Genomic DNA, 6,333 nt, shown 5'->3' on the forward strand with positions numbered 1-6,333 from the left:
CATGGTTGAGATGGTATCCCGCCCCTACGCCTCGGCGTTCGAGAAATTCGCCGCCGGCAATCCCGACATCCTGTGCCTGTCGGCCGACCTGACCTCGTCCTGCGAGATCGACGGCTTTCGCGACCGCCACCCCGACCAGTTCGTGTCGATGGGCATGGCCGAGCAGAACATGATGAGCTTTGCCGGCGGGCTGGGGCTGGCCGGGTTCCGGCCCTTTATCCACACTTTCGGCGTCTTCATGTATCGCCGCCCCTATGACCAACTCATGGCCTCGGTCGCCTATCCGCGCCGCAAGGTCCGGCTGATGGGTTTCCTGCCCGGCATCACCACGCCGGGCGGCATGACGCACCAGTCGATCGAGGATATCGCGGTGATGCGCTCGATCCCCAACATGTCGATCCTCGAGACCGGCGACGCGACCGAGGTCGAAAGCATCTGCGAGGCCGCCGACAGCATCGACGGCCCCGTGTGGTGCCGCGTTCTGCGCGGATCGGTGCCGCGGCTGTTCGACACGCCGATCCGCGTGGGCGAGATGCGCGTGCTCTCCGAAGGCAGCGACGTGCTGGTCGTGACAGCCGGCATCACCACCGAAGAGGCGATGCGCGCCCGCTCGGCCCTGTCGCGGGCGGGCCTGTCGATCCGCCACATCCACCTGCACACGATCAAGCCCTTCGACCACGCACAGCTTCTCGACCACATTGGGTCGGTCCGGCACGGGGTCATCACGCTGGAAAACCACGTCACCGAGGGCGGCATCGGGTCGCTCGTGGCCGAGACGATGGCCGATGCGGGCGTGGGCAAGCGCCTGATCCGGCTGGGGCTCAAGGACACCTATGCCCATGGCGGATCGCGTGCCTACCTGATGCGGTATTACGGGCTCGACGCGCTGGCGCTGGTGCGCGGCATCGAGACCCTGACCGGGCAGGAATTCGGCATCACCGAGGACGATCTCGACCATGCCCGCGTCGACGACGTCCACTCCCTCGTCAAGGCCGAAGCGCTGTGAGCGACAGGTTCAGCGTCACCTACCGCATCCGGGCCGAGGATCTCGCCGATGCGGAAAGCCGCGCGGCGGCCATCGCGCTCGAGGATACGGTCGAGATTCCGCGCGACGTCGTGCCAAAAGGGTATGTCGAGGACGTGATCCTCGGCCGGGTCGATGCGGTCCTGCCGCGAGAGGCGGGCGTGTTCGAGGCGCGGGTGAGCTATCACATCGACGCCGTGGGGCGCGAATTGCCGCAGTTTCTCAACGTCATGCTGGGCAATGCCTCGATCCTGCAGGGGGTCAGGGCCATCGGGTTGACGCAGAACGCCGACCTGCGCGACCGCTTTCCCGGCCCGCGTTTCGGCGCCGCGGGGCTGCGACGCCTGACCGGGCGGTCGCAAGGCGGCTTTGTCTGCCCGGTCATCAAGCCGCAGGGCAGTTCGGCCGAGGATCTTGCACGGCTCTGCTATCTCACCGCGCGGGCCGGCGCCGATATCGTGAAAGAGGATCACGGCCTCGCCAACCAGGACGCCGCGCCCTTTCGCGACCGCGTGGCGCTTTGTGCCGGGGCGGTGCGGCGCGCCAATGAGGAACGCGCGGCCGAGGGCGATGCCACCCGCGCGCTCTACTTCGCCAATATCGGCGGGCACGGCGACCAGGTGCGCGACCTGGCGCTTTACGCGCGCGACGCGGGCGCGGCCGGCATCCTGCTGATCCCCGGCCTCTTCGGCTTCGACGCCATGAACCGACTCGCGCAGGAGCCGGGGTTCGACCTGCCGATCATGGCCCATCCCAGCCATCTCGGGCCCTATGTGCTGTCGCCCGATCACGGCTATGCCCATGGGCTGCTGTTCGGCACGCTGATGCGGCTGGCCGGGGCCGATATCTCGGTCTTTCCCAACCATGGCGGCCGGTTCGGGTTCTCGCAGGCGCAATGCGAAGAGATCGTCGCCGCCTGCCGCGCCGAGGACGGCCCCGGCCCCGCCATCCTGCCCAGCCCCGGCGGCGGCATGAGCCTCGACCGCCTGCCCGACATGATGCGCCTCTACGGCGAGGATTGCGTCTACCTGCTCGGCGGAAGCCTCCTGCGCTACGGCGACCGCATCGGCGACGCGATCCGCGACATGCGCAACGCGCTGGACGGCCGGCCGCGGGACGGCGCCTGAGGGGAGCGCTTTTTCAGCTTGTTTCCCGCCCGGCACCTCCCTAAACGGGTCGGCGGAGACGTGGCCGAGTGGTCGAAGGCGCTCCCCTGCTAAGGGAGTAGGCGGGAAACCGTCTCGAGGGTTCGAATCCCTTCGTCTCCGCCATTATCCCCATTGCGAACCAGTGACACCGCCCTGACGGGCACGGATTTTTCCGTGTTATCAAAGGGGTTTGCGGAAACCGACCGAACCTCATAGACGCGCCGCCTAGCCGAAGGTGGGCTCAAAATGACCCTCAGTCTCAGTTTGGGCGAACCTCACCCGTTTCGGTTCGGTCTCGTTTTCTCGTTACCTTTCAATGCACTGCTGCCGAACTCCGCCAAAACCCAAACGTGCGTTCCGAACGACATCGATGGCAACATAGCCAGAACATGCGGTAGGCGCGTTGCTCGGGATGCTAGCGTAAATCGACGGATTTCTTGGGTAGGTTTGCATCCCATTCCCCCAACCGAAACCGTTGATGACAAATGATTTTCCCGCGTCTAGCCTGGCCGCATGTCGAACGGGCCTTGGACAGATGCAGAGAATGACCTGATCGTCGCGGATTACTTCGCGATGCTGGCTGCGGACTTCGCTGGTCAGTCCTATAACAAGGCCGCGCACAATCGCGATCTTCAGGCCCAGATCGACCGCAACCGCAGTTCGATTGAGTTCAAGCACCAGAACATTAGCGCAGTTCTCCGGGCACTCGGAGAGGACTGGATCCCCGGCTACAAGCCCGCGCAAAACTACCAGGGCACACTAGAAGAGGCGGTGGCGCGTTGGCTGGAACTCAACCCCGGCTGGCTGTCCCGCATTCCGGACCGGCCCGCGATGGGCCTCCGCGAGGCGGCTCAACTTTGGATTGGACCGCCCCCGACGCTCAGCAACCAACCGCCTCCGGCTGAACTTGAGCAAACCATCGCCACCGCCCGCAAATTCGATGTGGCGGAGCGTGACGAGCGCAACCGCGCGCTTGGCCGGGCGGGAGAGGAACGCGCGCTGGCGCATGAGAAAGCGGTGCTGGCTGGCTCCGGGCGCTCTGATCTTGCGTCAAAGGTGCGATGGGTCTCGGAGGAGGATGGCGATGGCGCGGGGTATGATATCGCCAGTTATGCGCCGGATGGTCGGCCCCGTCTGATCGAAGTGAAGACGACCAACGGCTGGGAACGCACACCATTCCATATTTCGCGGAACGAGCTGGCTGTTGCCGACGAACGGCGGGCGGACTGGTGCCTCATGCGGCTCTATCACTTTGCACGCGAGCCGAAGGCGTTCGAACTGCGCCCGCCGCTGGACGCCCACGTGTCGCTGACCGCCACGAGCTTTCAGGCCAGCTTTCACTGACCCTCAGTCAAACACGCGCCCCGGCTGCTCGACCCATGGCAGTTCGGCCACGCCGCAGAGGTCGAAGATCGATAGCACCGTGGGCTCGCGCCGCAGGACCAGGCGCTCGAGCACCGATGGCGCGAGCCATGCCAGCCGGATCACGCGGCTGACATAGCGGTCGGAGATACCTTCCTCTCTGGCGAGATCGGCGATGGTGTTGACGTCGCCGCGCTCGAGCCTGCGCCGCCAGTCCCACGCGCGGCCGATGGCGCGCAGCAGGCGGGCATCCTGGCCGCGATCCATGGCGACCTCGATCTCTTTTGGCGGCAGGATGCGGGGGCGGCCGCCTCGATTGCGCAGGGTGAGCGGGATGTGGACGCGGAGGGTTTCTGGCTCTGCCATCACGCCACCTCCGGCTTCGCTGGGGCCATAAGTGCGGCAATCGCGCCCAAGCCCTCATGGCGGAGATCAACCGCCAGCCCGGCCTCGCTGGCCGTGACCCGCGCCACCAGAAGCCTGACGACGCGCGCCTGCTCGGCCGGGATCAGCGCCTTCCACATGTCGTCGAACTGGGTGAGCGAGGCGCTGATGTCCGTCTCACCAAGGTCTGGCCGGTCCTTGCGCAGGGTCCGCGACACCCACGCGGCAACCTCGGGCGTGCGCAGCAGGCGGCGGATTTCGCCGACCACGGCATCCTCGACCATACCACCCGGCAGCCGCTGCGGGCCTCGGATCTCGGCCTTGGGCCGTTTCTTGATCGCGTCCATCGACACATAGTAGCGATAGCGCCGCGTGCCTTTCTTTGTGTGGTGCGGGGTCATCGCGACGCCGGTTTCGGTGAAGATCAGCCCGCGCAGCAGCGCCGGTGAAGGTTCCTTGGCAACGGCAACCCGCTTGACGCGGTTGTTCGCGATCACATCGTGCACCTCGTCCCAAAGTGCGGCGTCGATGATCGCGTCGTGCTCGCCGGGATAGGCCGTGCCTTTGTGGACTGCGAGACCACGATAGACCTTGTTGTGCAGGGTCTTGAGCAGCGAAGTCTTGTCATATGGCCTGCCGGTCTTGGTCAGGATCGCGCGCGCGTCCAATTCGCGGATCACCTCCGCCGTGGAGCTCGACCGGGCGTAGAGCGTGAAGATCGTCCGCACCGTCTCCGCCTCGGCCGGGCCCACGATCAGCTTGCGGTCCTTCACATTGTAGCCGAGCGGCACCGGCCCGCCCATCCAGATGCCTTTCTTGCGCGAAGCAGCGACCTTGTCGCGGATCCGCTCGCCAATGACCTCGCGTTCGAACTGGGCGAAGGACAGCAGGATGTTCAGCGTCAGCCGCCCCATGGACGTCGTGGTGTTGAAGGACTGCGTGACGGACACGAACGTGACGCCGTGCTTGTCGAAGATCTCGACCAGCTTGGAGAAATCCATCAACGCGCGGCTGAGGCGGTCGATCTTGTAGACGACGACGATGTCGATCAGCCCGTCCTCGATGTCGGCGATCAGGTCCTTCAGCGCGGGGCGTTCCAGTGTTCCGCCGGAGAAGCCGCCGTCATCGTATTTGTCGCGCAGGCAGACCCAACCCTCGGCCTTCTGGCTGGCGATGTAGGCCTCGCAGGCCTCCCGCTGCGCGTCGAGACTGTTGAACTCCATGTCGAGCCCTTCCTCGCTCGATTTGCGGGTGTAGATGGCGCAGCGCAGGCGGCGGGGCGGTTGTGGTTGTGTCTGGCGCGTCATTTGCTGATCCTCGGGCGTGGGGTGAAGCCGAAGAACTTCCACCCATTCCAGTTCGCCCCGGTGATGGCCCGCGCTGCGCCGGAGAGTGACTTGTACCGGCGGCCCTGCCACTCGAAGCCCTTCGTCAGCACCGTGACAGTGTGCTCAACGCCATTCCACTCCCGGACCAGCTTGGTGCCCGGCATTGGGCGGCGCGGATCGGACACCATCTGACCGGGTTCGCCGGAAGCCACCTCGGCCGCCAGCGCATCCAGCGTCCGCCGCGTGTCCCGGCCAATGCCACCAAGGGCCAGTTCCTGGATGCGGTACCCTAGTCGCAACTCAAGATTCTGGCGGCTGGTGTTCGGCGCGGGTGCGTCAAAGATCCCCGCCCATTTCTCGCGCAGCTCCGGCACGGTCATGGCCTTCAGCGCGACCAGGTCTGTCAGGACAGCGTGACCCTGCGCAGCGACAAGGCCTGTTCTCTTTCCTACTGATTTCGTTTTGATTTTCGTCATTCGTCCTCTCCAACTCGGGTTCGCAACTGGTGACGACGACGGCGAACAAGGGCGAGGATGTCCAGCGAACTGTCTGCCTCGTTAGCAGAATTCTCCTTTATTCTTGGTGGGTTGGCACGATCCACGGCCGCAGCAAGGATCTCGGCGAGTTCCGCCAGCCGCTCATTGGCGGTCAGCGTGTCGGGCGGAGGGGCGAAATTGACGTCGGTATTGGGCATGGTGGGCGAACCTCAGGAGCTGTTTTGTCCTGTGGTGGCCGCGATGCGGAAGGGGTTTCAAGTTAAAACAATGGGTTGTCGTAGTTCTGCGCAACTGTAGGAACTGGATGGTGCGCGTCACTCTTCAATATCATGTCCCAAGATATAAGGAACTGAACTACCATTGGGTGTGCCACCCGCCATTTCGTAAAGGGGCAGCGAGGACACCTCATCGTTGAAGTTGTGGACATGTCGTGGACTATTTTGCTAGGGTCAGGATTCATAACCAGAATATGACGGTTGCGGCGAGGGCGATGGCGGAGAGGAAGACCTTCGGGCATCTGTCGTAGCGGGTGGCGATGCGACGCCAGTCTTTCAACCTACCGAACATGATCTCGATGCGGTTGCGCCGCT

The 6,333-nt window shown here is 64.7% G+C and carries 8 protein-coding genes and 1 tRNA gene; 4 read left to right on the top strand and 5 right to left on the bottom strand.

What is annotated here, in order from left to right; genetic code table 11:
- Position 1: 1 nt before the first annotated feature.
- From E2L08_RS08295 to E2L08_RS08310, 4 genes are all read left to right on the top strand, one after another.
- Positions 2 to 1,006, top strand: a complete 1,005-nt coding sequence (locus E2L08_RS08295) for a transketolase family protein (protein ID WP_133396601.1) — start codon at positions 2 to 4, stop codon at positions 1,004 to 1,006.
- Positions 1,003 to 2,151, top strand: coding sequence for a RuBisCO large subunit C-terminal-like domain-containing protein (locus E2L08_RS08300; RefSeq protein ID WP_133396602.1), 1,149 nt, complete (start codon positions 1,003 to 1,005; stop codon positions 2,149 to 2,151). The genes E2L08_RS08295 and E2L08_RS08300 overlap by 4 nt, the downstream gene beginning before the upstream one ends.
- A gap of 54 nt (positions 2,152 to 2,205) precedes the next feature.
- Positions 2,206 to 2,295: transfer RNA gene (locus E2L08_RS08305), tRNA-Ser, on the top strand.
- A 390-nt stretch (positions 2,296 to 2,685) separates the two neighbouring features.
- Positions 2,686 to 3,516, top strand: coding sequence for a protein NO VEIN domain-containing protein (locus E2L08_RS08310; protein WP_068248896.1), 831 nt, complete (start codon positions 2,686 to 2,688; stop codon positions 3,514 to 3,516).
- A gap of 3 nt (positions 3,517 to 3,519) precedes the next feature.
- Here the strand turns inward: E2L08_RS08310 and E2L08_RS08315 are convergent, their stop codons facing one another.
- The 5 genes from E2L08_RS08315 to E2L08_RS08335 all read right to left on the bottom strand — a co-directional run.
- Positions 3,520 to 3,900 carry a hypothetical protein gene (locus E2L08_RS08315; protein ID WP_133396603.1) on the bottom strand — a complete coding sequence of 127 codons (381 nt, stop codon included), beginning with the start codon at positions 3,898 to 3,900 and terminating at the stop codon, positions 3,520 to 3,522.
- Positions 3,900 to 5,225 (bottom strand): recombinase family protein, encoded by a 1,326-nt coding sequence (locus E2L08_RS08320; protein ID WP_133396604.1) that lies wholly within the window; start codon positions 5,223 to 5,225, stop codon positions 3,900 to 3,902. The genes E2L08_RS08315 and E2L08_RS08320 overlap by 1 nt, the downstream gene beginning before the upstream one ends.
- Entirely contained in the window at positions 5,222 to 5,722 is a 501-nt protein-coding gene (locus tag E2L08_RS08325; protein WP_133396605.1) for a DUF2924 domain-containing protein, read from the bottom strand. Before E2L08_RS08325 ends, E2L08_RS08320 begins: the two co-directional genes overlap by 4 nt.
- The gene (locus tag E2L08_RS08330) at positions 5,719 to 5,940 is read right to left on the bottom strand and encodes a hypothetical protein (RefSeq protein ID WP_133396606.1); all 222 of its coding nucleotides are present in this window, start codon (positions 5,938 to 5,940) and stop codon (positions 5,719 to 5,721) included. Before E2L08_RS08330 ends, E2L08_RS08325 begins: the two co-directional genes overlap by 4 nt.
- A gap of 259 nt (positions 5,941 to 6,199) precedes the next feature.
- The coding region (locus E2L08_RS08335; RefSeq protein WP_168771088.1) for a transposase at positions 6,200 to 6,333 on the bottom strand (134 nt) is incomplete at its 5' end.

Origin of the sequence: Palleronia sediminis (assembly GCF_004358695.1) — a bacterium.
Classification (GTDB): domain Bacteria; phylum Pseudomonadota; class Alphaproteobacteria; order Rhodobacterales; family Rhodobacteraceae; genus Palleronia; species Palleronia sediminis.